General features: G+C 45.2%; 22 protein-coding genes. 9 read left to right on the forward strand and 13 right to left on the reverse strand.

The features are described 5' to 3' along the window. Positions 1–83: 83 nt before the first annotated feature. The 3 genes from AC3CHU_RS10835 to AC3CHU_RS10845 all read right to left on the reverse strand — a co-directional run bounded on the left by AC3CHU_RS10835 (position 84) and on the right by AC3CHU_RS10845 (position 2,726). Complete coding sequence (locus AC3CHU_RS10835; RefSeq protein ID WP_488524535.1) at positions 84–1,181, reverse strand: alkene reductase; 1,098 nt, start codon at positions 1,179–1,181, stop codon at positions 84–86. Positions 1,182–1,195: 14 nt separating this feature from the next. Next, entirely contained in the window at positions 1,196–1,573 is a 378-nt protein-coding gene (gene gloA / locus AC3CHU_RS10840; protein WP_054546693.1) for a lactoylglutathione lyase, read from the reverse strand. Positions 1,574–1,790: 217 nt separating this feature from the next. Further along, positions 1,791–2,726 carry a LysR family transcriptional regulator gene (locus tag AC3CHU_RS10845; protein ID WP_054546694.1) on the reverse strand — a complete coding sequence of 312 codons (936 nt, stop codon included), beginning with the start codon at positions 2,724–2,726 and terminating at the stop codon, positions 1,791–1,793. 915 nt (positions 2,727–3,641) lie between these two features. On the opposite strand from AC3CHU_RS10845, the gene AC3CHU_RS10850 reads away from it, so the two are divergent. From AC3CHU_RS10850 to AC3CHU_RS10865, 4 genes are all read left to right on the forward strand, one after another. Continuing rightward, positions 3,642–4,283, forward strand: coding sequence for a magnesium transporter (locus AC3CHU_RS10850; RefSeq protein WP_488524536.1), 642 nt, complete (start codon positions 3,642–3,644; stop codon positions 4,281–4,283). Then, the gene (locus AC3CHU_RS10855) at positions 4,283–5,272 is read left to right on the forward strand and encodes an efflux RND transporter periplasmic adaptor subunit (protein ID WP_054546696.1); all 990 of its coding nucleotides are present in this window, start codon (positions 4,283–4,285) and stop codon (positions 5,270–5,272) included. Before AC3CHU_RS10850 ends, AC3CHU_RS10855 begins: the two co-directional genes overlap by 1 nt. Positions 5,273–5,564: 292 nt before the next feature. Continuing rightward, entirely contained in the window at positions 5,565–7,535 is a 1,971-nt protein-coding gene (locus AC3CHU_RS10860) for an alkyl sulfatase dimerization domain-containing protein (RefSeq protein WP_488524537.1), read from the forward strand. Between the two features lie 155 nt (positions 7,536–7,690). Further along, positions 7,691–8,179 carry a hypothetical protein gene (locus AC3CHU_RS10865; RefSeq protein ID WP_488524538.1) on the forward strand — a complete coding sequence of 163 codons (489 nt, stop codon included), beginning with the start codon at positions 7,691–7,693 and terminating at the stop codon, positions 8,177–8,179. Between the two features lie 77 nt (positions 8,180–8,256). Here the strand turns inward: AC3CHU_RS10865 and cyoE are convergent, their stop codons facing one another. The 7 genes from cyoE to AC3CHU_RS10900 form a co-directional block, all read right to left on the reverse strand. Beyond that, the gene (gene cyoE / locus AC3CHU_RS10870; RefSeq protein WP_428783612.1) at positions 8,257–9,129 is read right to left on the reverse strand and encodes a heme o synthase; all 873 of its coding nucleotides are present in this window, start codon (positions 9,127–9,129) and stop codon (positions 8,257–8,259) included. 8 nt (positions 9,130–9,137) lie between these two features. Then, positions 9,138–9,449 (reverse strand): cytochrome o ubiquinol oxidase subunit IV, encoded by a 312-nt coding sequence (cyoD, locus tag AC3CHU_RS10875; RefSeq protein ID WP_004736302.1) that lies wholly within the window; start codon positions 9,447–9,449, stop codon positions 9,138–9,140. After that, positions 9,449–10,066: a cytochrome o ubiquinol oxidase subunit III gene (cyoC, locus tag AC3CHU_RS10880; protein ID WP_488524539.1), complete on the reverse strand. Its 618-nt coding sequence runs from the start codon at positions 10,064–10,066 to the stop codon at positions 9,449–9,451. The genes cyoD and cyoC overlap by 1 nt, the downstream gene beginning before the upstream one ends. Continuing rightward, complete coding sequence (cyoB, locus tag AC3CHU_RS10885; protein WP_488524540.1) at positions 10,056–12,143, reverse strand: cytochrome o ubiquinol oxidase subunit I; 2,088 nt, start codon at positions 12,141–12,143, stop codon at positions 10,056–10,058. Before cyoB ends, cyoC begins: the two co-directional genes overlap by 11 nt. A 5-nt stretch (positions 12,144–12,148) precedes the next feature. Next, positions 12,149–13,045: a ubiquinol oxidase subunit II gene (gene cyoA / locus AC3CHU_RS10890; protein ID WP_488524541.1), complete on the reverse strand. Its 897-nt coding sequence runs from the start codon at positions 13,043–13,045 to the stop codon at positions 12,149–12,151. Positions 13,046–13,815: 770 nt separating this feature from the next. After that, on the reverse strand, positions 13,816–16,914 hold the full coding sequence (locus AC3CHU_RS10895) for an efflux RND transporter permease subunit (protein WP_488524542.1): 3,099 nt from the start codon (positions 16,912–16,914) through the stop codon (positions 13,816–13,818). Between the two features lie 8 nt (positions 16,915–16,922). Beyond that, a complete protein-coding gene (locus tag AC3CHU_RS10900; RefSeq protein ID WP_054541070.1) occupies positions 16,923–18,038 on the reverse strand; it encodes an efflux RND transporter periplasmic adaptor subunit in 1,116 nt (371 codons plus the stop codon). Positions 18,039–18,274: 236 nt separating this feature from the next. Between AC3CHU_RS10900 and AC3CHU_RS10905 the strand changes: the two genes are divergently transcribed. After that, on the forward strand, positions 18,275–18,889 hold the full coding sequence (locus tag AC3CHU_RS10905; protein ID WP_004736309.1) for a TetR/AcrR family transcriptional regulator: 615 nt from the start codon (positions 18,275–18,277) through the stop codon (positions 18,887–18,889). A gap of 28 nt (positions 18,890–18,917) precedes the next feature. On the opposite strand, the gene AC3CHU_RS10910 is transcribed toward AC3CHU_RS10905, so the two are convergent. Next, positions 18,918–19,829, reverse strand: coding sequence for a LysR family transcriptional regulator (locus tag AC3CHU_RS10910; protein ID WP_016791090.1), 912 nt, complete (start codon positions 19,827–19,829; stop codon positions 18,918–18,920). Between the two features lie 156 nt (positions 19,830–19,985). Between AC3CHU_RS10910 and AC3CHU_RS10915 the strand changes: the two genes are divergently transcribed. Together AC3CHU_RS10915 and AC3CHU_RS10920 are read left to right on the forward strand one after the other, a co-directional pair. Further along, positions 19,986–20,291 (forward strand): monooxygenase, encoded by a 306-nt coding sequence (locus tag AC3CHU_RS10915; protein ID WP_488524543.1) that lies wholly within the window; start codon positions 19,986–19,988, stop codon positions 20,289–20,291. A gap of 84 nt (positions 20,292–20,375) precedes the next feature. Then, positions 20,376–20,750: a hypothetical protein gene (locus AC3CHU_RS10920; RefSeq protein ID WP_488524544.1), complete on the forward strand. Its 375-nt coding sequence runs from the start codon at positions 20,376–20,378 to the stop codon at positions 20,748–20,750. Positions 20,751–20,845: 95 nt separating this feature from the next. Here AC3CHU_RS10920 and AC3CHU_RS10925 read toward each other — a convergent pair whose 3' ends face one another. After that, entirely contained in the window at positions 20,846–21,364 is a 519-nt protein-coding gene (locus tag AC3CHU_RS10925; protein WP_488524545.1) for a lipocalin family protein, read from the reverse strand. Between the two features lie 150 nt (positions 21,365–21,514). Next, positions 21,515–22,477 carry a helix-turn-helix transcriptional regulator gene (locus AC3CHU_RS10930; protein ID WP_488524546.1) on the reverse strand — a complete coding sequence of 321 codons (963 nt, stop codon included), beginning with the start codon at positions 22,475–22,477 and terminating at the stop codon, positions 21,515–21,517. A gap of 52 nt (positions 22,478–22,529) precedes the next feature. On the opposite strand from AC3CHU_RS10930, the gene AC3CHU_RS10935 reads away from it, so the two are divergent. Both AC3CHU_RS10935 and AC3CHU_RS10940 read left to right on the forward strand, forming a co-directional pair. After that, positions 22,530–22,706: a hypothetical protein gene (locus AC3CHU_RS10935; RefSeq protein ID WP_171329314.1), complete on the forward strand. Its 177-nt coding sequence runs from the start codon at positions 22,530–22,532 to the stop codon at positions 22,704–22,706. 125 nt (positions 22,707–22,831) lie between these two features. Then, positions 22,832–24,526 carry an amidohydrolase gene (locus AC3CHU_RS10940; RefSeq protein WP_488524547.1) on the forward strand — a complete coding sequence of 565 codons (1,695 nt, stop codon included), beginning with the start codon at positions 22,832–22,834 and terminating at the stop codon, positions 24,524–24,526. Positions 24,527–24,590: the final 64 nt, after the last annotated feature.

Below are 24,590 nucleotides of genomic sequence, written 5' to 3' on the forward strand. Positions count from 1 at the left end.
AACCCGACTCTGCAAGGTTGCTTTTTATAAACATTCAACAGGATCAAGATACTATCTCAATACTCTGCTTCAGGCAGCTGTTTTTAGCCTGCGTATTCTGGGTAATCCGTTAAACCTTTTTCAGCACCACCGAACAATGTGTTTGGATCGTGGGCTGCAAGTGGGTAACCATTTTGAATACGAGCAGGTAAATCTGGATTAGCAACAAATGGACGACCAAAACCAACCATGTCAGTTACGCCTTCAGCAACCGCTTTTTCGCCACGTTCGCTATCGTATTTACCCGCATAAATAAGGACACCATCGTAAGCTTCACGAACTGCCGCTTTGAACGCTTTTGGCGTTTCAGGTGCATCGTCCCAATCAACTTCTGCAATATGCAGGTAAACAATTTTGTATAGGTTAAGTAGTGCTGCCGCAGCTGTGTAAGTCTCTACTGGCGTAGCATCAACGGTACCATTCAACGATGTGAACGGAGCAAGACGCACACCAACACGGTCAGCACCAATCGCTTCAACCATAGCTTCAACCACTTCACCAAGGAAACGTAAACGGTTTTCAATTGAACCACCGTATTCGTCGGTGCGGTTGTTTGCTTCAGAATCGATAAATTGATTGATCAAGTAACCATTCGCTGCGTGAAGTTCGATACCATCAAAGCCAGCTTCAATCGCGTTCAAAGCCGCTTGGCGATACTGTTCAACCACTTGTTTGATGTCTTCTTTGGTCATCTCACGAGGTTCAACCACATCTACAAAGCCCGGTTCATCAGTGCCGTTATCGATGAATACTTTTACGTTTTCTGCTTTAAGTGCAGAAGACGAGATTGGCTGTTCACCGCCGATGTTATCTGGGTGTGTTACACGGCCTACATGCCAAAGTTGAGCGAAGATAACACCCTCTTTGTCATGTACTGCATCGGTGACTTTTTTCCAACCCGCAATCTGCTCGTCAGAATAGATACCCGGAGTCCAAGCGTAACCTTGGCCCATAGGTGAAATTTGTGTGCCTTCAGCGATAATCAAACCTGCAGAAGCGCGTTGAGCGTAGTAAGCCGCCATCATGTCGTTTGCTGAATTACCAGGTTGCGTTGCGCGAGAACGCGTCATCGGTGGCATAACAATACGGTTTTTAAGCTCGATATTACCAAGTTGAATTGGTTGAAATAATGCATTTGTCATTGTTATATCCTCGATTAACCTAGTTGAATCAGTTCGATTTGGTAGCCGTCTGGGTCAGTAATAAAAGCGATATGAGTTGAACCACCTTTCACTGGACCCGCTTCGCGAGTGACGTTACCACCTAGCGATTTGATCTTGTCGCATGCTGCGTAAATATCGTCTACACCCAATGCCAGATGACCAAACGCGCTGCCCATCTCGTACTCATTCGTATCCCAATTGTACGTTAGCTCGATCGTCGTACCACCTTGCTCGTAGCCAACAAAAACCAATGTGTAGCGGTAGTCTTTGTTTTCATGGCGTTCAAGTTCCGTCATTCCCAATACCTTGGTGTAGAACTCGATAGACTTGTCTAAATCAGTAACTCGGATCATTGTGTGTAGGAATTTCATATTTCGCCCTTATTAGCGCCACAAGCATAGCGCCGTTATTATTTTGAGTGGAGGTTATCTACTAATCTCTGAGTGAAATAATACGATTCAGCGAGGAATTAAGGAAATTATCAAAAATTCTCAATGTGATAATTTTTTGTTATGAATTTTATGGCTAGATCGAACTCAATGACACAAAAAAGGGAAGCCAATGCTTCCCTTCGAGTTAGACTCTCAACTAAAACCGTAAACGCCTATCTTTAAGAGTTTTCGACATTGCATCAGACGTATTAATCACTTGTTCTCTGAACCATTTATGAGCAGGGTCGCTATTTTGCTTCTTCAACCAAATCAGGTAGTGAGACATTTGCTCATAATCAAAAGGAGGCTTAAAGAGTTGTAAGCCGAGCCTCTCTTGGAACTGCAGAGCCATAGAGAGTGGGACTACCGTGATATAATCCGACTGACTACACAGCAAAATATTGCTAAACAGCGACCGTCCGTGAAATGCGATTTTGCGTTTGGTTAAATCCAAAGAAGTATAATGACTCAAGCTGCGAACTTTACGTCGCGTTCTGTCTAATACGGCATGCTTTTCACTCATGAACTGCGCTTCGCTGATCTCACCTTGAATACGAGGGTGCCCCGAACGGCACACGATGGCAAAGTCTCCCTGATACAAGGTTTCACTCGCAATACTTGGGTGTTCAGGAACCACTATCTCAATCATGGCATCGAACTCTTGCGTCAAAAGATCTTCATAGATGCGATCATCACTGTCTGGTTGATCAAAGACTTCTAGCGACAAATTTTGATTGGGAAGCGCCGCAAAGCTGTCGAGCAGTACCCACTGAAGATGTTCAGGACAAGAAATAACAAACTTACGTTCAGAGACTTGCTCATCAAAGCTAGCCATCGATTGAAACACGCCATTCAATTCATTGATCGGCGCTTTGATTTGTTCATACAAACTTTGGGCATAGGATGTGGGCACAACACCACGTCCTTTTCGAACAAAAAGCTCTTGGCCAATCTCTTTTTTTAGGCGTGCTAATGCGGTACTGATGGTCGATTGGTTGGTACTGAGTTGATCCGCAGCCTTACTTAAACTGCCCTGCTCCATCACCGCAGAAAACACGGCAAGTAGGTTGAAGTTGGGGATGTCGTTGCTCATATATCATTACTCATTAGGCGACCATAAGTACTATGCTATCGTAAAAACGATAGAACATACAATTGTCTCGCTTTTCATGACACTTTGTTCAACGCATTGGGATATACATTTGACCAATAATAGCTACAATATTTTTAATTCAACATTCAACAAAGACTTCTTTTCTAACAACTATACTCATACATTTGGCATATCATTAATATAGCTTGCAAATACTCAGTGAATAACTCCCTTTACGGACCAAACTTATTATCAGTCATATATATTTCATCATTCATATCCATCACTCTTTCTAGTGTAAAAAATGTGTAAAAATATCAATTTCAATAAATTACTTACTGATGATTTTATTAATCATTTCCTTGATCCAAACCAAGTTAATGAACAATGTTTTCTATGTCTATATGAGCCTTTTCAAATAAATCGACCTACCGATTTAGAGTTATAACTACTAATCGTAATTACGATATTATCAAATCGTAATTCTGGGTAGATACTGGTCAAAACTCTTCCTATTATCCTGCTAACAAATCAATTATCAGCCCAAACAGAAAACTGACAAATGTTTTACTTTGGTATGTCAATTGTCATGGAAGAGCCCCTCGATTGCCGAGGTAATACACGTAATAAAGACAGTCGCTGAAAAGCCGCACGAATATTAATTCGAACGCCTCATAGCCATCTAATTTACGTCTGCTGACAAATAATAGAGATTGATTTGTAGAGGAGCATATTCGCTTCTTGATACCGAGAATCGGTTGTCTGGACTGAGCAATATCACTTTAAATGTCATCTATTACTTTTGTTTATTATGAGCACCAATCTACCCACATAATAAACATCTACTTTTTAATATGTCATTAAAGGTGACTTCTAGGCTGCAAATTCTCTCTTCTTATTGATGTAGGTTGAGATATGAACTTTATAAAAATCGTTTTCCAGAAGATCTGGGCCGTTGCTATGGTCTTGATTAAATTCTGCCTGTTTATGGCGGTGATGTTTGCTGGTGCATGGGCTCTTGCACCGTTAGGCACTATCCATTCTAAAGACATCGACATGTCTCAATTCAACAACCATCCCAATGAAATGATGATGAACTTCTTCCAGATGGAATACTTCTCTGGTTACTTGTTTTCAGTGACAATTGCTGTGGTATTAGCCGGTGTTTACGGCATGTGGCAGTTGCATGAACTGGGTGTACATAAAGCAAAAGAGCACAAAAGCGCTCACGTACAGATCGTGTTTGCACTGTCACTTTGCGGACTCTTCATCAGCAAAACATTCTGGGTTATCGCCTTGGTTATCGCGTTGGCGAATTGGAAACATATTGGTCAATCACTGAGTGATGTGATTCGCCGTGGTGTACAACCTAAACAAGACGCGACCAATACAGAGACAGCTGCAGTCCACGTATCACCTGAACAATCGGTAACAGAGCCGTCTCAAACGAATCAGTCTCAAACACAACAGGCTCCAGTAGAGCAATCTTCAAAAGAACAGTCTTCAGGAGAAAAGACTCCAACAAAACCATCCCCTACAGAAAAAGAGGTCGCATAATGAAAGAGATGATGATCCCATACATCCTTATTGTATGGTCACTGTTTGCGACAGGCGCACTTAAGAAGAACTTCAAAAACTACACGTGGGCTGCCATTGGCGGTGTAACGATTCTTGCGGTATTAGCGGTTATCTCTCGCTTGTGGGCACCCGTTGATTTAACGAACTCAACCACAGTGAAAGCACCACACGCGGTGATGTCACCTATCTTTGGCCAGCAGATCGACCAAGTGCTTGTTGAGCACAACCAAATGGTTAAAGAAGGCGACGTAATTTACACACTCGTCGACATTGACTCTGCCGCCGACAAAGCAAAGATCGAATCTTCAATTATTCAGAAAGAAGAAGAGATCAAGCAAATGAATCGCGACTTAGAGCGTGCTGAAACGTCACCTGAAATCTTCAATATGCGTGACGTAGAAAAGTACGACTCCGATCTTCGAGTGTTGCACGCTGAACTTGTGTCGTTAAAAGCCGACCTACAAAAAGTAAATTGGGCGCAAGAGAAGAAAACCATTAGGGCTGAATTTGATGGTCAGGTTTCGATAGTGAATATTGCTGAAGGTTCTGTAATGGGTAACATGCACCTCTACAACACCAGCAAAAAGTTCCTTGAGATGCGTATTTCAGACCAAACTTATGGCTATGTTCAAGTAGGAGACTTCGCTGAATTCTTCGTTGATGCCTACCCAGGGCATGTATTCCGAGCAAAAGTACACAGCTTTAATGCAGGTACCGGTGAGTCGAGTATTTCTCCGCTTCAGGGACCACAAAGCGTCGGTCAACACGTGGTAAGAAACGGTAATGGTTTAGGTCGTACTATCGTACTTGAGATCATCGAACCTGAAGGTTACAACATCCCTATAGGTTCAACTGGCGCGGCTTGGATCTCGGCTGAGAAACCACATCCGTTCTGGGGCTTCATTGATGTAATCGGCGCAGCAACGGTTCGCCTACAATCTTACAAGTCATACTTAGGTGCTTGGTAAGTACTGAGGTTCTCGGTAAGTATTAAGGTTCTCGGTAAACACTTATATAACGGCCATTAGTTCCAAATTAAATGCCCTGAATTTCAGGGCATTTTTGTATCTGTTGCAAGCCCCAGTTACTAATTGATTTAGATCAATATAAATCGTCAATACAATCATTAGATAAATAAACCATCGAAAAAACGATATATCGATATATCGATATCCTATTAGCGCGTAGATAGCGACCTTTCCCACCTCTATCATTTGGCTCAAGAAATCCAATTCCTGTATCCAAAATAAGGTCACTACCATGACTAATACATTCAAAAAAATGGCTGTTGCTGTTGCGAGCGCTCTATTTGCTTCTAGTTTTGCATCTGCAACTCCAACTGTAGAAGCGACATCGAAAGTAGGCCAAGAACTTCAGACAGCAAATGCTGCGCAATACCAAAACATTGACCTTGATGCTCGCTACAAGAGCGAGGTTCTATTCGAACACAAGTCAAACCTATTCTGGGGCAAAGGCGAGCGTATCCAAGTTGTATCGAAAACGGGCGACTCTCTGGCTTACACAGAAGAATCTGATCACGTTCATCCAATTCTAACCAAGCACGGTCGTAAAATGGACCAAGCAATCATCAAAGTGGATGACAATATTTATCTTGGTTACGGCTTCGGTCTAGACACTCCTGTCATGATCGAAGGTACGGACGGCATCATCATTGTTGATCCAGGCGAGTCGGTAGAAATGGCTCAATCGGTTAAAGAACAGTTCCGTCAAATCACAGACAAACCGGTTAAAGCAATCATCTATTCTCACAACCACATCGACCACATCTCTGGTGTGCGTGCATGGGTGACTGATGAAGAAGTAGCATCAGGCGAAGTAAAAATCATCGCTGAAGAAGGCCTAACCGCAGCAGTGGCTAACTGGTCTTCAAACCTAGGTACTCTACTTGGTCATCGTACTTCTTACACAGGTGCTAAGCACGTAGAAGAAGGTGAGCACGGCACAGTAAACGACGGCCTTGGTCCACGTTTCATGCAAGGTGCAATCTCGTTCATTGAACCAAACCTGCTGGTACCAAGCCAAAGCCACATCGAAATTGAAATTGCTGGCGTTAAGATGCACATCGAGAACGTGCCATCTGAAACCAAAGATGAGCTAGTGATTTACTTCCCAGAGCAAAAAATCCTGCACGCGGCTGAAGTACTTCAAGGCGAAAACTTCCCTAACCTTCACACCATCCGTGGTACTAAATTCCGTGACCCATCAATGTGGTTCAAGGGCATCGACGTAATGCGTCAGTTCGACACTGAGATCATGATTAACTCTCACGGTCGTCCTGTTGAAGGTAAAGAAGCGGTATCTGACGTATTAACGGCCTACCGTGATGCGATTCAATACACGCATGACCAAACTATCCGTTACATGAACAAAGGTATGACGCCAGACGAGCTAGTTGAAGTGGTTAAACTTCCTAAGCACCTTGCAGAGCACCCTTGGTTAGGTGAGCACTACGGCACTGTGGCACATGCCGTGCGTCAGATTTACGTAGGTTACAACGGTTTCTTCGAAGCGGATCCATGGCAGCTAGAGCCAATGGCTTACGAGCAACGCGCTAAAGCATTCGTAGAGATCATGGGCGGTCGTGACAACATCCTTACTACTGCACAAGCCGCAATTAAGGCTGAGAACTACACCTTTGCAGCAGAGATTCTTTCTTACCCAATCACGGTAAACAAAGATGACATGGAAGCACGCTTACTGAAAGCACAAGCTTACAAAGCATGGTCTGCAGATCAAGTGAACATCAACTGGCGCAACTGGGCATTGAATGCTGCAGCTGAACTAGAAGGTAGTCGTGATTTCTCTAACATGATCAGCTTCGCTTCTGTTGACGTTCTTACTGCGCTACCAAGCAAGCAGATCTTCGACATGATGACTTCAACACTTATCGCTGAGAACTCGTTAGACGTGAACATGATGCTGACGTACAACTTCTCGGATACGAACGAAGCATTCACTATCGAAATCCGTAACGGTATTGCTCAGTTACACGAAGAATCGGTTCAAGGGGCAGACGTTCAAATCGACACCACTCGTGCCGTACTGAACCAAATCTTGATTGCGGGTCCAAACGCTCAACAAGTGATAGGTACCAACCTACAGTCTGGTGCATTCAAGTTCTCGAATGGCGACATCAAAGGCTTCGGTCAATTCATGAGCTACTTCGATAAGCCAATGACTCCAGAAGAGATCATGCTCATCGTTCGTTAATTATCAAAGGCTGCTAAGGATGGCGAGTCGATAACTTAGGGACTCATTGTGGTCCCTTTATCGTTTATTTGTTAGTACAGTTCGCAACCTTAACTCAACGATCTAGGTCTATTGTTGGAGTAAGGAAGCTGCCCTACTTCGTTTAAGGTTCGCACATGCTAAAACGTTTTGTTCTATTGCTTTCACTCGGTTCTTCTCTGCTATTAGCTTGCGGCTTACACCAAGAAACCGGATTTAGCTTAGTGACAGAGCCCGGTTCACTAGAAGTATTTGGCAACATCATTAATGCTCGACAAGATGACGAGTTCGGAAACCTAGATAAACCGGATCATTTCAAACTGTTTGCGATAAAGTCAGCACTCGCAAAGGCCCATCCGAGTAAGATTGAATTCAACTTATTTGAAGCGATTAAAGGTCACTACAGCCAAATCAGCATTGAAAAAGGCGTGAACGTTTCAGGAAGAGACACTTTGCCGACAGAGAAAGATTTATTGCTTATTACAGAGCTCGACGTGTTCGATGCATTGGCCAACGGAACGATCTCTTGGGAGCAAGCGACACTGAATGGATTAGTGGTAATCAATGGCCCTCAAGACAAACGAGAGCAACTTGAAGATTGGTTTAGTGATATTTTTGAAGGGTAATAGCTTAAAGCGGGACAGATAAAAAGTCGTCAAACCCTCGGACTTCAGAACATTGAGAGTTCAACGACAAACTTAAATCAAAAAAACGTAGGCAACGGAATCAACTCCAGTCCCAGCACACCACTGATGCTCATCACCACCAGCAGAGAAACCTTGAAGACCGTCTTTGACCACTGGATGTAGTTGAGGCAATCGACTTTGCGAAATGTCACTTTGGTCCACATAAAGCAAACCGCCGCCGACACCGCTAGGTATTCATAACCTGCTTCTCCGAGTAGGAACAGCGCTAAAGAGACTGCGCCAAACGCCACAACATACGCTTTCATGTGCTGATGCGCTTTGTCGACGCCCTCTTTCACCGGTAACACAGGAATGCCTGCATCTCGATAATCCTGAAGGCGGAACATCGCGATCGCGTACGAGTGTGGCATTTGCCATAAGCAGAACATCACAAACAACAATACCGCTTCAAGGCTGATGTAATTCGTCACCGCCAAATAACCCACCAATGGCGGAACTGCGCCAGAGATACTGCCGACTAAAGTGCCGTAAACCGATGTACGCTTGTACCACATGGTGTAGAAAAAGACGTAAAACACATAGCCAAGCAACACCATGACCGCAGAGATCGGATTAGCGAACTGAAACAGTAGCGCTGTGCCTGCTAGCAGTAAAACCAAGGCATAGACGAACGCGACGTCTGTATTGATGTTGCCCTGAACCAATTCTCGATTTTGTGTGCGCTTCATCTTTTGGTCGATGTCTCGATCAAAGATGTTGTTCACAACACAACCTGATGCAATCACAAGTCCTACACCCGCTAATGTTGTCAGTAACAACATCGCGCTGGCTGGTTCTGTTTTTGCGGCGAGGAAGAACCCCGCCGCAACAGAAATCAGGTTGCCGAAAATGATGCCCGGTTTGGTGATAGACAGATATCTTTTCAGCATACCCTAGCCTACAACTTCATGTTGACGTTCATGTTGTAGATGATCCATACCGAGCCAGCGATAAGAATCAATACAACAATGGCGGTAAACATCAGTGACACCAAGTTCCAACGTCCATCGGAAGATTTTGCTTCCATATGTAAGAAGTACTTAAAGTGCACAAAAATTTGCACCAACGCGCAGCCGAACAAGATCACGTACGTTTCTGTGCTTGGTAACACATGCGCCCACACGATGTAGAACGGAATAATGGTGAGAATCAGTGACGCAATAAAGCCTTTCACATAATCCGTTGCACCACTGTCTAGATGCTGTTCCATTACATCACCCCCATTAAGTACACGATGGTAAATACACAAATCCAAACGATATCAAGGAAGTGCCAGAACAAGCTCAAGCACTGGAAGCGCATCGACATGTTGTCGTTCAAGCCTTTGGTTGAAAGTTGGTGGTACGCCACCGCCATCCAAATCAGGCCAAACGTTACGTGCAAACCGTGTGTGCCAACCAAGGTAAAGAATGCAGAAAGGAATGCACTTTCTTGAGGGCCATAACCTTCTGCAATCAAATGATGGAACTCATACACTTCCATACAGATAAAGGCTAAGCCCAATACGAAAGTCACTTTGATCCAGCGCTTCAGTCCGGTCACGTCTTTGCGCTTCATCGCAATCATGCCAAAACCGAATGTGATACTACTGAACAGCAGCATCATGGTTTCGACAAACACGAACGGCAGTTCAAAGATGTCTTTACCTGTCGGCCCTGCAATCGATCCACTCTCAAGCACGGCATAAGTCGCGAAAAGCGTGGCAAACAGGACACAGTCACTCATCAAGTAAACCCAGAAGCCAAACAACTTGTTGCCCGCAGCTTCGTGGTGGTGATCATGCGAATTTGCAAGATCATAAGTGTGTGACGGAGTATTAGCTTGCATACGTCGTCTCCAAGTCATCTTTATTGTCGTTATTACCACTATCAGCATCACTGTCAGCGCTGTTACCACGACCAGAATGATCGCCTTTCACTGACTGTTTTTTCGCTTCTGCAAGCTGTGCACGTCGAGCCGCTTCAATCGCTTTGATCTCTTCAACTTCCACGTAGTAGTCCACATCGTCGTTGTAGCTGTGTTGAATACACGTCACCACGATGCCCACTAAGCTTGCAGCCGCTAGCCACCAGATGTACCAGATCATTGCGAAGCCAAATGCCAACGCCCATGCAGACACATAAATACCTGTCGGTGTATTCTTCGGCATGTGAATACGTTCGTATTCTTCTTCCTGAGTTGGATCAAACTCGCCACTTTGCTTTTGATACCAGAACGAATCGATCTCATCGCCCTTAGGCAGTTTTGCAAAGTTGTAGAACGGCGGTGGTGAAGACGTTGCCCATTCGAATGTACGTCCACCCCATGGATCACCGGTTAGATCTCGGTTTTGGTCGCGGTCACGAACACTCACGTAAACCTGAACGAACTGACACACCACACCCATTGCAATCACGCCCGTACCTGCAGCCGCAACCGCAAGTAGAGGGAAGAATTCAGGATTGATGTCTTGGCTCAAACGACGCGTCATGCCCATAAAGCCCAGAGCGTAAAGCGGCAAGAACGCCATCAAGAAACCGATGATCCAGCAGTAGAATGCGCGTTTTCCCCAAAGCTCGTTCAGAGTGAATCCGGTCGCTTTCGGGAACCAGTAACCAATTGCAGCAAAACAGCCGAAGACCACGCCACCGATGATTACGTTGTGGAAGTGCGCAATCAGGAATACCGAGTTATGCAGAATGAAATCTGCCCCCGGTACCGCCATCAATACGCCCGTCATACCACCTACAGTAAAGGTGATTAGGAAACCGACCGTCCACATCATTGGTGTGGTAAAGCGGATACGACCTTTGTACATGGTGAATAGCCAGTTGAAGATCTTAACCCCGGTTGGGATAGAGATAATCATGGTCGCGATGCCGAAGAAGGCATTCACATTGGCGCCAGAACCCATGGTGAAGAAGTGATGCAGCCAAACCACAAACGCTAAAATAGTGATAGCCACCGTCGCCCATACCAACGAGGTATAACCAAACAGTTTTTTGCGAGAGAAGGTTGCAGTCACTTCAGAGAACACACCGAAGATAGGCAAGATTAGGATGTACACCTCAGGGTGTCCCCATGCCCAAATCAAGTTCACATACATCATCACGTTGCCACCAAGGTCATTGGTGAAGAAGTGCGTGCCGATGTATCTATCCAAAGTCAGTAACGCGATGGTGACCGTTAGGATTGGGAAAGAGATGATGATCAGGATGTTGGCACACAGAGATGCCCAAGTGAACACTGGCATCTTCATCATTGGCATAGATGGAGTACGCATGCGCAAAATAGTCGCGAAGAAGTTCACACCCGTTAACGTGGTACCCACACCGGATATTTGCAGTGCCCATATCCAATAATCGACCCCGACTCCCGGGCTCGCCTCAATGCCAGACAACGGCGGATACGCCAACCAACCCGTGCGGCCAAACTCACCCAAGCCAAGCGACATGTTGGTTAAGATAATACCCACCACAAACAGCCAGAAGCTCAAGTTATTCAGATAAGGGAATGCAACATCACGAGCGCCAATTTGCAGCGGTACGATGATGTTCATCAAACCGATAACCAGTGGCATCGCGACGAAGAAAATCATGATCACGCCGTGAGCCGTGAAGATTTGGTCGTAGTGATGTGGCGGTAAATAGCCAGTCTCACCAGCTGCAGAAAGCAATTGCTGACTGCGCATCATCACCGCATCGGCGAAGCCACGAACTAACATCACCATCGCGACCGCAATGTACATGAAGCCTAGTTTTTTGTGGTCTACAGACGTAAACCATTCATTCCATAGGTATTGCCACTTACCGGCTTTTGTTACCGCATACACCACTAAACTACCCACTAAAGCGATCGTGGTTAAGGTGATCAAAATAATGGGTTCGTGGTAGGGAATTGAGTCTAGAGTTAATCTTCCAAACATGACGATTATCCTTGGGTTTCCGGCAAACAGTTCATTGAACCAGGGTGCTGGGTCACGACATCAGTGAATAAAAATGGTGGAATACTAGAAAACAGAGTCACAGGTTCAGCCACACTTGGCGCGGCCAATGAACGGAACTGCTCCCAATCTTCAATACGATCAGGACTTGCTTTCACTTTCTCCACCCAGTTTAAAAACGCCACTTGATCAGGCAGAGCTGATGCGGTGAATTTCATCTGTGAGAACCCTTTTCCACTGTAGTTCGATGCAAAGCCTTTGAAGTCACCTTCGTGGTTTGCAATCAAATTCAACTTGGTCACCATTCCTGGCATCGCGTAGATCTGTGAACCAAGACGCGGGATAAAGAACGCGTTCATGATGTTGTCTGAAGTTAGCTTAAACGTCACCGGTACATCTTTCGGGAACGCAACATAGTTAACCGTCGCAATGTTTTGCTCCGGATAGATGAACAGCCACTTCCAGTCCAGAGAGACCACTTCGATCACCATCGGCTTAACGTTACTCTCCAGAGGCTTGGAAGGCTCCAGTTCGTGTGTTGTTCGCCAAGTGATGGTGGCCAGAATCGCAATAATGATGATTGGAATCGTCCATACCACCACTTCGATCTTGGTTGAGTGTGCCCAGTCAGGTGCATACTCTTCCGTGGTATTGCTCTCGCGGTATCGGTAAGCAAAGTAGATGGTCATCAGAATCACTGGGATGACGACAATCAACATCAGCAACAGAGCCGTGATAATCAGCTCTTTTTCCTGAACGCCAACGCTACCTTTTGGGTCGAGCAATGCGGAGTTACATCCTTCGAGCATCAGAACGGTTCCCAGCAAACCAATCTTCGACAAATTTGTCCTCGATAAAATGCGTTTATATCTTGAAGCTTCCATTAACTTTCTCGATGGTTATCCAGTCTCAGAACGAACGTCTGAGTACTGGTTGTCATGATCATTAGAATATTTATGTGTTGAGCATGTGAAACGCCGCATCTCAAAAAGCAATGCAATAAGGCTCGTTACTGCTGAGTTAAAACCACACAGAAAACATGACTTAATTGTTACACTTTGAAATACATTGTTACATTTGGCGCATTATGAAGAGTTGAAATTGAAAGCTCACCAAACAAACTTGGAAACTAACCTTCCATTTATGAAGACGAAAACTAAGAAGCAGTAAGCGATCAAGACACACATTAATAGCGTGCTACACAGATGGAACCAGTACTGACAAGGGATTTAGAAAAAGTAGATCAACACTCGCTCACCACCAAAGCTCGGGGCAAGTTCAAGGTACATTAGAAAGAGCGAATGAATAGAAGTGTGACGCCCGTCAAAATTGTGAATTCACATACCATTTACAAGGTATTCACAGGTTAGATTATTCAAAACACCCACTCATTCACCAACAAGATAATCAAGCATTCATCGATGCACTAATGTGACGAATTGAAAGAATATAATGACTAACAGAAAGAATATTGTGGCTCACAGAAAGGATAATTTGACTAATTGAGAGTGTAATAGCGGTGAAAAGCACAACAAAAAGGTAGGAATTGGGATGAATTTATCGAGAATAACAACACCATAATCGAGCCTGATACGGCTCGATTATGGGCAATTAAAGAGTAGCTAAATTGAAGAGTAGTTAAATTGAAAAACAGTTATGCCGCTTGAGTTGCGATGGTTTTTCGCTGATTTCGAGTCATCAAGTGATAAATCACAGGTACAAAGTAGAACGAGATAAGGGTGGTTAATACTGTACCGCCGACAATCGCGACCGCAAAAGGAGGCCAGAAACCGCCACCAGCAATAATCAACGGCATAAAGCCACCAACGGTTGTAATCGTGGTTGAGCTGATATGGCGAGTACACGACATCACTGCCTCAACAACCGCATCCACATTGCCTGATGAGGCTTGCTTATCAAGTTTCAATTCCGTCAGAATCACGATGGCGGCGTTAATCGCTAAGCCCGCAATCCCGAGCATCGCGATGATCACCGTAAAGCCGAACGGATAACCGAAAATCCACACCGACAACAGCCCTAACCCACCAGCCAGTCCTGCTACCATGAAGATGATGCTACTCATTCGGAACGAGTTGAACGACATCACCACCACCAACACCATCAATACCACCACAACGGCGACATTCGATATCAGGCTATTGACTGAATTGTCTCGTTCAGCGGATTCGCCACCAAAACCAATCGTGTAACCCGATGGCATCTCATAGCTTGCTAAGCGTTTTTGGAATTCATTAAGGACAGTTTGAGGTAAGACACCCGCTTCAATGTAACCCTCGATGGTATTCACACGCTGCCCGTTACGACGAGTAATCGCACCACGACTAGTCGTCAATTCCAGCTCTGCCAGAGTCGACACATTGATGCCCGTCGAGTAGACCTCAGAGCTTATCGGCAAACGGATATTGCTTAAATGCGCTAAGTTTTCACGCGCGTCATCCGCGACACGAACACGAATTGGCACCGATTCACTGCCCTCTATCACAGAGCCGCTTTCACGACCAGTCAGCGTAGTTTGCAACATACCTGCGAACTGATTGAGCGAAATACCGTTAAGTTTCGCAGTGTCTTCATCGACCTTCAACCACACCTTAGGCGTACCCGGTTGCAGTGTTTCCCTTGTGTGAGTCACATGAGGCACACCCGCCAGAATCAAGCGCACATCCTCACCAATCGCTTTCAGCGTATCGAGGTTTTCACCATACACACGCAGTTCTACTGGCGCGGTAAATGGAGGCCCTTGGTTCAGTTTACGCACCAAGATCTGCGCCTGTGGTACTTCTTTATCTAGCACCTTTTGAAGTTCAGGAATTAGCGCATTGGCTTGATCAAAGTTTTCTGTTTTCACCATGGCTTGCGAGAAGTACGGCGCGTTGTTTTGTCTAGCTTGTAGATTGTAATAGAACGATGGGAAATTAGCGCCCACCAGCCAATCGATACGTTCTACTTCAGGGTAACGATGAATGATGTCGTCTATTTTCTCAGAGGTATTCTTCGTCGCATAAACACTCGCTTGCGGCGGCATGTACACCTGAATCTCAAACATGTCTCGATCTGATGGTGGGAAGAATTGCTCAGTCAGCTGAGACATACTCCAATAACCAGTAAACGGTACCAACAACACCAGAGCAATCGTGATGATTGGATGCGTCACACCAAAGCGGACAGAAGACGAGAACCAACGCGTCAAAGCCGGAATTCTCAAACCGGTCATGTACCAATGGTGCTGACCTTTCTTATCAACATCACTGAGTTGTTTCGGCAGTAACTTAGTCGCCAAGCCCGCAATTAGGGTATGTGAAATAATGTAAGAACCGATCAAAGAGAAAGAAACGGTAATCGCAATTCCCCCCACGAACTCACCCGATGCGCCAGGCATCAAAATAATCGGTGCAAAGGCTAGGACAGTGGTGAGTGTCGAGCCCAGTAACGGAACCCATAAATGCTTCAATGCGTTCATGGTCGCTTCCGCTCGTTGTTGCCCTTTCAAACGATAAGCTTGAATGGTATCAACCATTACCACCGCGTTATCGACCATGATCCCAAGCGCCACAATTAAGCCCGTCACCGACATCTGGTTAATCGGCACACCGGTCATTTTCATGATCGACAATGTAAGCAGTGACGTTAACGGCAAAGAAATCGCCACCAATATTGCAGCACGAACACCCAAGGTGACGAACAGCACAATCAAGATCAGACCAAAACCGATCATCAAGCTTTTGCCTAAATCGTCTAAGCGAGTCTCGGTATAACCTTGCTGATTAAACAGCACTGTCACCTTAACGTTACTTGGTAACTCTTGCTCAAATTTACCAATCAGAGCATTAGCTCGCGACGTCCAATTATCAACTCGCAGATCAGGATGCATTCTTGCCGCGACAATCACACCCGGCTCACCATCAATAATAGCAATCTGGTCTTGTGGGGTTTTCTCACCACGTTTCACAGAAGCAATGTCTTCCATACGGATGATGTGACCATTGCTATCAGTGGCTATTGGCACTTGCTTAATGCGTTCAATAGAATCGAGTTCAGATTTAATTTCTAAGCCAAAGCGAGAATAAGCACTCACTAACTCACCGGCGGAGTTCTTGGCGTCTGCCCCTTCTAGCGACTCAGCAATATTGGCACTTGAGCGCCCTAACGCCGCTGCATCGGCAGTACGCAAGCTGATTTGAATCTCTTCTTGCGGCATCCCGTATTCATCAACGAATTCAGTTCCCGACAAGGTTCGTAATCGCTTAGCGAGTTCTTTGGCATAGCGCCCCAACGTTAATCGGTCAGGCTCGCCGGCACCAGACCAAGTTAGCGCCGTAATCGTGGTAAAAGCATAGGTATGGTCGCTGTCGAGATCAGGAGAGTGAGAGCCTGCAGGCAAAATGGATTCGATGTCAGATAGCTTGTCGCGAGCTTGAGACCAAACCGGCTCAGGTTCGGTGATGGTGTCATTCAATTCTAAGGTGACAATAGACACGCCCGGCCTTGACGTCGAGCTCACGAGTTTAACCTCACTTAACTCGCGGAGCTTGTTCTCGATAACTTCTGTTACCAAGGTTTCAACACGCTCGGCACTGGCGCCGGGGAAACTGGTAGTAATGTTCGCGTAACGGTTGATGATCACCGGATCTTCTGCACGTGGCAACGTCATGAACGCAGAAATACCACTCACCATCAGCAGTGCGGTCATTAAGATAAGCAGCCGAGTGTTGGAAATAGTCTCTATGATTTTCATGCTATTCCCTATTCAGCAGTAACGCTTGCTGGCTTCACGGTTTGTCCGGGAACTAAACGATGTAAACCACTGGCAATCACTTGTTCACCGTCTTCAATCGCCCCACTCACGTACGCTTGTTGATTGTTGGCAAACAACACTTGAACACTTCGGCGCTCAACTTTGTTGTCTTCACCAATCACAAAGATGTTCCACACACCGCGTAGGCCGTCAATCAAACCCGTTAATGGCACCCAGTAGCCTTGGTCATCAATCTGCTCATCAAATTTCAGATAGGCAAGTTGCCCTTCTAACACCGACGATTGTTCAGGAAACAAGTAACGTAAACCGACACTGCGAGACTGTGTGTCAACCATTGCGCCCGGATTCAACAGGCTCACAGCGAATTCATCTCGCCCGACGCGAATACTTGGTGCGGAAAGTGAAGTAACCTTTTTCATTTGATGGGCAGGAATACCGATAAAGGCTTCTTTCCCTTCAGAGGCAAGCAGTGTAAGAGTCGGATTCCCTACATTCACTACATCTCCAAGCGAGACAAAGCGTGTTGCGATGGTCCCTGAATATGGCGCACGAACTGTCGATTTCACCAGCTTCAATTGATTGCCTTTTACCGAGGCATCAATACGCAGCAAGTTCGCCTGCAATACGCGTTGCTCACTGGTTAGCGAGTCAATTTCCGCCTCAGCACTGAAGCCTTTAGCTTTCAATGAACGCTGACGTTTAAGGTTCGCTGCAACAAGGCTCAACTGAGCTTTGACTTCTTCAGCTTGAGCTTTCAACTGACTAGATTCAGTTTCCAAAAGTTGGGTATCCAATCGAATCAACGGCTGACCCGTTGTGACTGTGTCACCGACATCCACCAGAATCTCGTTTACTTTGCCCGCCAGTTCGAAACCTAAATTAGCCTGTTGACCCGCCTTAACCACACCGACATATTCGCGTTGTACTGCATAAGAGGAAGACAGCGCCAAGGCCATCGTTTCCACGGTTAAAATGGTTTGGACGCTCGATGCCGTTTCAGCGGTTGAATCAACCGACTCTTGGGCTTGTTCCTTTTCACCACATCCAACAAGAAAAGCCGACAACGCCACTGCCACTGCGCTTCCCTTCATCAATTTATACATACGTACTGTTCCTATGCGGTACTCAATTATGTTCTTTTTTTAGACTAACCAAATCAAACTAGACTGTCTAGTTTGATTATGTTAAAAATAAGTTTCATCGTTAATGATTGATAAAACCATCACAAAAAGCATAATGCTTAGCGTAAAACGAGACACATAGAACTGAGCACCAACAGGCACCAAGCAACGAGACAAACTAGGTAACGAGACAACACTAAGTAACGAGAAGCAAGCACGTGACTAAAATCATCAAGAGTGAACAGAAGAGATCGCAGATCTTAACCGCAGCAAGCCAACTTTTCTCTGAACATGGCTTCAAGATCAATATGGATCAGATAGCCAAAGCAGCGAACGTTTCCAAGCAAACGGTCTACTCTCACTTTAAAAACAAAGACGAACTTTTCGAAACCTGCATGCAAACCAAGTGTGCGGAGCGAGAACTCAGTCCTGCTGCCTTTGATATGGATGCTGCGGTGGGTGATGAGTTGGTGAAATTTGGTGTGAAGTTTCAGGATTTATTACTTGATGAACAATCTAGACAAACCTTTCAAAATGCCATTAGCCAAGCGAATACGCATCCAGAGATCGCCTCTATCTATTTAGAAACTGGCCCTCAGAAAACCACCAAGTTACTTGCTGATTATTTGCAGTCGAAAATAGATTCTGGTGATCTCACACTGTCGACATCAAGCTCGCCAGTCATTGCAGCCAGACAACTGCTGCTTATGTTCCATGGTAAGTCAGCGTATTGGGGATTCTTCGGACACGATAGCGGAGAATCTGAAGAAGAAAGACTTCACTACACTCGCGAATGTGTCGCGCTATTCTTAAACGGCAATCAGCCTCGTTAATAGCCCATAGCTAAGTTTCTCATAGCACCTAGTCCGCATTCTGGGCTGATTCAAGAAGCAGTTCATAGAAACGATTAGCAGCAGGGCCAGTCTTGGCTCCTTTTGGCAAAGTCAGGTGCAGCGGAACGTGATACCCACTGCCATTTTCGACATTCAACACAGTGAGCTTGTCACTTCCTCGACTTTCAACAATGTGCTTAGGCAATCGGCAATAGCCCACACCCTGCCCTACCGCGCCAAACGCATGGTCGAAATTATCCACCGTAATACGCTGACTCGACTTCAACCACCCTACATCCTTTTTCTCACCTTGTTTTTTACTGCCTTGACTAGCTTGAGCACCTAAATCTCTCACCACAATTTGTGGAAGAGACGACAGCTGATTAAGCGATATGGATGACATGCTAGCTAACGGGTGTGAGCAAGCAACGACAGGTTCCATCATCGTAAAACCAAAGGCTTCGGCTGAGTAATTAGTAATAGGCAAGTTGATGATAGCCACATCAGCCAGTTCTTGAGTCACCATTTCCGTTGTTTTAGAAAGTGATGTTTCTATCACTTGTATCGATGTGGTGTTGTTCTCCGTCAAAAATGTAGCCATCGGTTGATAAAGACGCTCAAGACAGCACAAGTGATCAACCGCAACCACAATTTCAGACTCTACACCTTTCGCCAGTTGTTCACTGATCAACTCCAACTCTCTGGCTTGTTCCAGCATGCTACTCGCTCGGCGCAGCAGTGACTTTCCGTCTTCCGACAGCACCGCCCGACGACCTTCGACCTGAACCAAAGAGACACCCAATTGATCTTCCAACTTTCTCAGCGCATAGATCAGCGTGGTGTGACTCTTGTTCAATTGCAATGCCGCTGCCTGAATACTGCCTGCGCGGTCAATCTCGTAAAGGGTTTGCCACTGATCGAGGGTGGTTTTTAATCTCATTGGTCTAAAATCCTGACAGTTAATGACTATATTATGAACTTTTCTGTCTTTTTTTTACAGGTAATATCTATTTCAACAGGCAATCAAGCCTCCTATGTTTTGCGCAATGACCATGAGTCTCAGCACAATACCAAGTAACTGTTTGGAGAAATAACCATGAAATTATTACAAGTCGATTTTGAATTTAGCGGCCCATTTGGTGAAGATATGTCGAACGCACTCGTTGACCTAGCAAAGTCTATTAACAACGAACCGGGTATGATCTGGAAAATCTGGACAGAGAACGAAGCTGAAAAACTGGGCGGTGGTGTCTATCTTTTTGAAGACCAACTCAGTGCAGAGACGTACCTAGCGATGCATAGCGCTCGCCTTAAACAGATGGGCGTCGACGAAGTACGTGGTGTAATTTTTGACGTTAATCAGCCTTTAACTACCATTAACAAAGGCCCAATCAACGACTAGTTAAGTCGTTCGTCCGCTGAATGAAAACAAAGCGATTGAAATGAAAATAGAAACAGCAAAAGGCACGAGATAGAGAGATACAACATGAACAATAAAACGTTTTTAAGCCTACACGGCATCATTTACGCAGGGTTTGCCATCGCACTGTTTTTTCTACCAACGGTGATGTGGCCCATGTACGGCGTGGAAATTAATGATAAGTACGCTTACTTTCTATCTCAACACACCAGTATCTTCCTTGGTGGTATCGCCGCGATAAGCTGGTTATTGCGAGATATTGAGCCCGGAGTCAGTGCCAAAAAGCTCATCCAAGGTTTGGTTGTGGCCAACATGCTGGGTGTCATCATCACCCTGTATGCCGCGTTTACAGGCATTTTTGTTGGCTTCGGCTGGAGTGATCCTGCGTTCTTCCTTTCACTATCGGTGCTCAGCGTGTTGCAGGTTCGTCGACAAGGCTAGTTCATACAAAACACGAAACCAATAAAAAGGGAACAGGTGCACTCTTCATCTGTTCCTTTTTCTCAATCAACTGTCGTTAACTTCGCGCGCTCAGCTTATTTGCTGTGCTCAACGTAAATCAATTCATCAGTATTGAAGCCACGCTCTTTAGACATCGCTTTGAACTTCTCCATCACTTCTGGCGCAACCTCTGGTGTTCTTGAAAGTAACCACAAGTAGTCAGTATCTGGGCCCGAAACAAACGCGTATTGGTAGTTCTCTTTATCCAACTCAAACACCACATAAGCGCCGTAGAAAGGGCCAAAGAAAGACACTTTCAAATAGCCTTGTTCGCTGCCTTCCACAAAATACGCTTTGCCTTCCGCCTCGTTCCATTCGCCATCTTCAGCCGAATAGCCGCGGTTAATTACCTTAACGCCACCATCATCACGCAAGCTGTATTCGGCACTGATGTTGTCTAAGCCACGCTCAAACGAATGGTCTAAACGAGCCACTTCGTACCATTTTCCTAAGTATCGTTCCAATTCAAATTGTTGAACGGGCTTTACTGTTTCAGGCATGCCCACGCAACCACCCAATAGAATCACACTAAGCAGCAATAATATTTTTTTCATCCTAACCTCGGCTTTTTTTTATTAGTAATGAGAGTAAGCCTTGTGAAAACATAAACTTACATCCTTGGTAATACGTTAAATCCATTTTTAAAGTTCACCTAACTGTAATTTATTCAGAATCTTATGTGAATTGTTTAGTCTGTGAATGAATCAATGGTGTTTCATTGCTATTCGATATTGAGTCGGAGTCACCTGCTTATACGATTTAAACTGGCGATTAAAGTTGGCTTGGTTGTCGTATCCCACTTTCTCCAAAATCAGATTCACTGGCAGTGAAGTATTAATCAATAAATCACACGCCACATTGAGCCTAATTTTCTTTAGCCTTTGACTAAAACTCTCGTTGTAGTGCTTTTGAAATAAGCGCCTAACGCTACTCTCACTAATGTAGAGATGCTTGGCTAAGTCATTAACCGAGATGTCGTGATTAAAATTGTTCACCAAGAAAGCTTCAACCTTGTCCAACTTATCGCTGACTTCATCTTCATCATCCGAGTTGAAGACAGGGTTAATCAACTGCACTACCTCTTGATCCTCAAGCAAAAGTGCAAACAAAGAGAACAAGGTAAGCAGTTGTTGATGTGGCGACTGGTTCATCACCTTGTTCAACAATTCCGTCGCTTTCTCTGCAGTAGCGGGTGAAAACTGAAGCCCTTTCTTTGATTCCTCTAGCAATGCACGTAACGGTTCGAGCTCTCGACAGCACGCTATCAATTGCTCTATCCAATCTTTGCGAAACCAAACTACGTGCGTTTCACATATTTGCGAATCATCAGTGCTCTCGTCCGAATAGATGGCATGAGGTAAATCTGGCCCAACCAAGATCATGTGGTTGTGAAACACATCGCTTTGGTGATGCCCAATAAAGCTATGGCCAGTAAAGTGACGATGAATCGCGATCTCGTACTCTTCATGTCGGTGCCAACCATAGCTTTTACCGTTCTCGACGATTTTCTTATAGCGCCATGATGTACCAATTCGTTGTGGCACTTTTTCCAAGTAACCTTTCATTGCGATGCTCAGTGACGTTTTAATATTGAAAGTATACGCATCAAACCATTCAGATGAGTACATTGACTGAAAAGTATTGAACATTGCGCTAACGATACTCATCCGGTTGTCACCGCTAAATATACTTCAGGTGAACTTAATCAGGAGAGCAACTATGGACACTTTATTATTAAAAATTCGCGATATGATTCTTGCCACACGTCAGCAGTGGATAGGCGAGATCACCTACAACCACAACATTAAGGGTGATCACACTTGGAAACTCTATGGCTATAACTCTTATGACGAATACAGAAAAGATCTGTGTGAAAGCCTAAGAAAAGAGTTGTGATTGAAGATTTGTTCAAGCCACAATTTATTGATTAGGCGCGGCTTTTATTTGTCATTCATGTAGAGTTTCACACTGGCCACTCGCTTTCTATACTTACCAAACAGTGGAACATGGAATAAATAATAATGAACAATAAGCTCACTTTGCCACGCACTGCATGGATTGCATTATTCGCTAGCCTAGTCACTGTGCCATCGGCTTTTTCTCAAAGCCTAACCGCAGACCAGATCTTTACCAATGCCGACATATATGGGCATCGCGAATCAGACTCGATCGTTACCCATAAAGGCAAGATCATCTTCATCGGTGACAACTCGCAAGCAAAAGCTTTTCAAGGGAAAAATACCGATGTCATCGACTTAGAAAATGCCTTTGTTTTGCCGGGGTTCATTGATAACCATAACCATGTTTTTGAAGCCGCCTCAGAGTTGGGTGGTAATTGCGAACTGGATTCTGAAGCCACACTCGAAGAACAAACCCCTTACTTAGAAGCCTGTAAAATCAACGCCGAGACCAATGGCAGAGGTTGGCTGATGGGTTATGGTTTTTCTCTTGAGTCAACACTCGACAGCGACTCTGAATACACACCACTTGAGATCATCGACAGCATCTTCCCTGATCGCCCCGTGGTGCTTATGGAGCAAACCTCTCACTCGATGTGGGTCAACTCAAAAGCCTTAAAAATAGCCAGAATCAGCCAACAATCTCCTGCTCCACAAGGTGGCGCTTATTTAAAATACCAAGACAGCGGCAAGCTTAACGGCATCTTACTAGACAACGCTGGCGACCAAATTATGGAGATGGCGTGGAACAGCCAAAGCGAGCTATTTGAACAAAGCTATCAAGGGTTAATGTTCGGGCTTGAAGAAGTCGCTGCGCACGGCATTACCACCATTGGTGACGGCCGGATGTATTGGAAACGAGGTTGGTATGACGTTTGGCTAGAAGCCGAGCAAAACCAAGATTTGACTGCTCGCGTGTCATTGCGCCCTTGGGTTTACCCATCAATGGCGATTCCCTCTCAATTAGAAGTCTTTGAGGAGATGTATTCCGATGACAAAAACCGCTTGCTGCTTGTCGATCAGGTAAAAATGTACAGCGATGGCATCTTCATTAACGGTACAGCAAAAACACTCGCGCCCTATTTAGATACCTATCTGCCACAATCTCCCAATGGCCTAAACTATATTCCACCAGCACAGATGAGAGAGTGGCTCACCGCGCTCGATAAAATCGGCTTTAGCGCTCACATTCATGCTATTGGTGATGGCGCCGTTCGTGAATCGCTTGATGCAATTGAAAGCGTGCGTAAACAAGGTTCGCAAAAACCTTACACCCTAACTCACATAGAGTTAATCAATGATGAAGATGTGCCCCGCTTCAAGCAACTCAATGTCTCGGCGGATTTCCAAGTCGGTTCCGATTACGTAGCCAAGCACCAACACCAATGGGCCGAAGACTTCCTTGGTGCTCGCCGCGCCAAAGCCATGATGAACCTAGACGCGATACTCAAAACCGATGCCAATATCACCCTGAGCAGTGACTGGAACGTACACGACATCAATCCCTTAGTTGGCATCGCAAATAGCTTAATCATGGGCAAAACAGGCCTAACTGATATCTACACAGCTATCGACGCTTACACGCTCAATGCAGCCAAAAGTCTTGGAATAGAAGACGTAACAGGTTCTATTGAGGTTGGGAAATCAGCGGACTTCGCCATTCTCGACCGGGACATCACCACAGTGTCAGCAAGACAAATAGCCAAGACTCAGGTGTTGATGACGGTGTTAAGAGGGGGTGTGGTTTACGGAAAATAAAGCCAATAAGCGGAGCGAATTGGTTATCGCCACACAAACGAAAACGAGCCAGCTTATTCAGCTG

This window comes from Vibrio sp. QJM3NY_39 (genome assembly GCF_057785895.1).

Bases quoted from the DNA above. Each gene is read 5' to 3' on its own strand.
- AC3CHU_RS10860 (WP_488524537.1), top strand. From the start codon at position 5,565: ATGACTAATACATTCAAAAAAATGGCTGTTGCTGTTGCGAGCGCTCTA.
- AC3CHU_RS10855 (WP_054546696.1), top strand. From the start codon at position 4,283: ATGAAAGAGATGATGATCCCATACATCCTTATTGTATGGTCACTGTTT.
- cyoE (WP_428783612.1), bottom strand. From the start codon at position 9,129: ATGCTGAAAAGATATCTGTCTATCACCAAACCGGGCATCATTTTCGGC.
- AC3CHU_RS10835 (WP_488524535.1), bottom strand. From the start codon at position 1,181: ATGACAAATGCATTATTTCAACCAATTCAACTTGGTAATATCGAGCTT.
- AC3CHU_RS10915 (WP_488524543.1), top strand. From the start codon at position 19,986: ATGAAATTATTACAAGTCGATTTTGAATTTAGCGGCCCATTTGGTGAA.
- cyoD (WP_004736302.1), bottom strand. From the start codon at position 9,449: ATGGAACAGCATCTAGACAGTGGTGCAACGGATTATGTGAAAGGCTTT.
- AC3CHU_RS10850 (WP_488524536.1), top strand. From the start codon at position 3,642: ATGAACTTTATAAAAATCGTTTTCCAGAAGATCTGGGCCGTTGCTATG.
- AC3CHU_RS10865 (WP_488524538.1), top strand. From the start codon at position 7,691: ATGCTAAAACGTTTTGTTCTATTGCTTTCACTCGGTTCTTCTCTGCTA.
- AC3CHU_RS10940 (WP_488524547.1), top strand. From the start codon at position 22,832: ATGAACAATAAGCTCACTTTGCCACGCACTGCATGGATTGCATTATTC.
- AC3CHU_RS10930 (WP_488524546.1), bottom strand. From the start codon at position 22,477: ATGAGTATCGTTAGCGCAATGTTCAATACTTTTCAGTCAATGTACTCA.
- AC3CHU_RS10910 (WP_016791090.1), bottom strand. From the start codon at position 19,829: ATGAGATTAAAAACCACCCTCGATCAGTGGCAAACCCTTTACGAGATT.
- cyoC (WP_488524539.1), bottom strand. From the start codon at position 10,066: ATGCAAGCTAATACTCCGTCACACACTTATGATCTTGCAAATTCGCAT.
- AC3CHU_RS10935 (WP_171329314.1), top strand. From the start codon at position 22,530: ATGGACACTTTATTATTAAAAATTCGCGATATGATTCTTGCCACACGT.
- AC3CHU_RS10920 (WP_488524544.1), top strand. From the start codon at position 20,376: ATGAACAATAAAACGTTTTTAAGCCTACACGGCATCATTTACGCAGGG.
- cyoB (WP_488524540.1), bottom strand. From the start codon at position 12,143: ATGTTTGGAAGATTAACTCTAGACTCAATTCCCTACCACGAACCCATT.
- AC3CHU_RS10845 (WP_054546694.1), bottom strand. From the start codon at position 2,726: ATGAGCAACGACATCCCCAACTTCAACCTACTTGCCGTGTTTTCTGCG.
- AC3CHU_RS10900 (WP_054541070.1), bottom strand. From the start codon at position 18,038: ATGTATAAATTGATGAAGGGAAGCGCAGTGGCAGTGGCGTTGTCGGCT.
- gloA (WP_054546693.1), bottom strand. From the start codon at position 1,573: ATGAAATTCCTACACACAATGATCCGAGTTACTGATTTAGACAAGTCT.
- AC3CHU_RS10925 (WP_488524545.1), bottom strand. From the start codon at position 21,364: ATGAAAAAAATATTATTGCTGCTTAGTGTGATTCTATTGGGTGGTTGC.
- AC3CHU_RS10895 (WP_488524542.1), bottom strand. From the start codon at position 16,914: ATGAAAATCATAGAGACTATTTCCAACACTCGGCTGCTTATCTTAATG.
- cyoA (WP_488524541.1), bottom strand. From the start codon at position 13,045: ATGGAAGCTTCAAGATATAAACGCATTTTATCGAGGACAAATTTGTCG.